Source organism: Treponema sp. R6D11, from assembly GCF_054786075.1.
Genome location: NZ_BDHD01000263.1, coordinates 1 through 1965 on the forward strand (window position 1 = coordinate 1; position 1965 = coordinate 1965).

2 protein-coding genes and 1 tRNA gene are annotated in these 1965 nt (G+C 48.7%); all 3 read right to left on the reverse strand.

Annotated elements, in window-relative coordinates; translation table 11 throughout:
* On the reverse strand, window positions 1-335 hold a 335-nt coding region (locus tag ACYVTD_RS12050; protein ID WP_461248003.1), incomplete at its 3' end, for a cellulase family glycosylhydrolase.
* Between the two features lie 400 nt (window positions 336-735).
* Window positions 736-819, reverse strand: a tRNA-Leu gene (locus tag ACYVTD_RS12055).
* 82 nt (window positions 820-901) lie between these two features.
* Entirely contained in the window at window positions 902-1924 is a 1023-nt protein-coding gene (locus tag ACYVTD_RS12060; protein WP_461248004.1) for a PfkB family carbohydrate kinase, read from the reverse strand.
* Window positions 1925-1965 lie beyond the last annotated feature (41 nt).

The window sequence follows — 1965 nt, forward strand, 5'->3', positions numbered from 1 at the left end:
TTATCAACATGGCGGCTCCACGAGACGGGAATCCTTATGGCGTTAAATCCGGCGGCTTTTATCGCGTCAATATTTGATTTTTTTGTCAACGGGTTTCCCCATGACGTTTCGTTTGGATTAGCGTCAAGGGTATTCCCCAGATTCCAGCCTATTTTTATTTCGGCTACAATTTCGCTTGCGGATAAATCGTTGAATGGCTTTGGATTCGTCGGCAAGGACGGTACTTCAAAATCAACCGGAGTATCATCTTTGGACGTTTCCTTCGGCTCAGTTACGCCGCATGAAATAAGCAGGGAGGCTAATAGCGCTAAAATTAAAACTAATATCTTTTTCATGGGGTACCCTCTCTAATGGTATTATACACGAAATAGCTAAAAAGAGCAAATTATATCGCACGAGCGTCGCACTGTCGTCGCACTGACGGCAACCTAAAGGCTGCCTTGCTTTTTTTACAAACTGCAGTATTTATCGGTGCTCTCAGCATGCGGCATTGTTCAGCCACACCGCTTCGCGGTGCTTAGGTTAGCTGAACCTAAAGGTGTCCTTGCACTTTCACAAACTGCGGCATTTCTGGTGCTCTCAGCAGGCGGCGTAAGATCATCCACACCGCTTCACGCGGTGCTTTGTCTAGCTGTCCGTAAGAAGACTCGAACATTGATTGATGGAAGTTCGAGTCCTTACGGGTCTTTATTTATATTTTGAATAATAAAATTTTTATTACTCTTAAAAATCGTCTGCCCGGAAGAAGACTCGAACTTCCATGCCGGTGAAGGCACTAGTACCTGAAACTAGCGTGTCTACCAATTCCACCATCCGGGCTATTTGCTTATCAAGGATAGCATAACACATTCTTTCTTTTCACTTTATCTTGTTTTTTAACAAAAGTCAACTCACAGCCCTACTACCGTTGCACCCTGCCCGAAGCGTTGCCGCCGGCGAGTTTTTTTACTTCGTCCACGGAAACCATGTTCATGTCGCCCTCTATTGTGTGTTTTAGACAGCTTGCGGCAACGGCAAATTCAAGGCCTTCCTGAGGGGACAGCCCCTGAAGGTTAGCGTAAATTAGTCCCGCGCCGAAACTGTCGCCGCCGCCGACCCTGTCCACTATGTGAACGGGGTACTTTTTTGAAAAATAAAAATCGCTTCCCGTACAGAGCATAGCCGCCCAGTTGTTGTCGTTGGCGGAGATTGATTCGCGCAGGGTAATCGCAACCTGCTTAAAATTAAATTTTTTGATAAGGGCGGCGGCGACTTCCTTGTAGCCGTCGTGGCTGATCTTGCCGGAAGTCGCGTCGCTGCCGCTCGCGTGTATGCCGAAAACGTCGGCGGCGTCTTCTTCATTAGCAATGCAAATATCGACATATTCCATAAGTTTGCCCATAACTTCCGACGCCTTTTCACGCGACCAAAGGTTAGCGCGGTAGTTAAGATCGCAGGAAACTGTTATTTTTTTTGAACGCGCGGCTTTGCACGCAGAAAGACAAATAGCCGCCGCGCCGTCGGAAAGCGCTGGAGTTATCCCCGTAAAATGAAACCATGCCGCACCTTGAAAAATTTTGTCCCAGTCAAAGTCGCTCTCGGCGGCCGTGGCGATGGCGGAATTTGCGCGGTCGTAAATTACCTTGGACGGGCGTTGGGACGCGCCCTTCTCAAGAAAATATATCCCTACCCTGCTTCCGCCCCGCACGATAAACGAAGTGTCCACGCCGAATTCGCGCAGTTTGTTAACGGCCGCCTGCCCTATCTCGTGCTTGGGAAGTTTTGTAACAAAAGCGGCGTCCATGCCGAAACCGGCAAGGGAGACGGCGACATTCGCCTCGCCGCCGCCGTAAGTCGCGCCGAAAGAATTCGCCTGAACAAAGCGGTAATAGCCTTCCGGCGCGAGGCGCAGCATTATTTCGCCAAATGTAATTATTTTACCCATAAAGTTTTCCTTAAGTGATACGCAAGTATATCGCTAAGAAC

Bases quoted from the DNA above. Each gene is read 5' to 3' on its own strand.
- ACYVTD_RS12060 (WP_461248004.1), bottom strand. From the start codon at position 1,924: ATGGGTAAAATAATTACATTTGGCGAAATAATGCTGCGCCTCGCGCCG.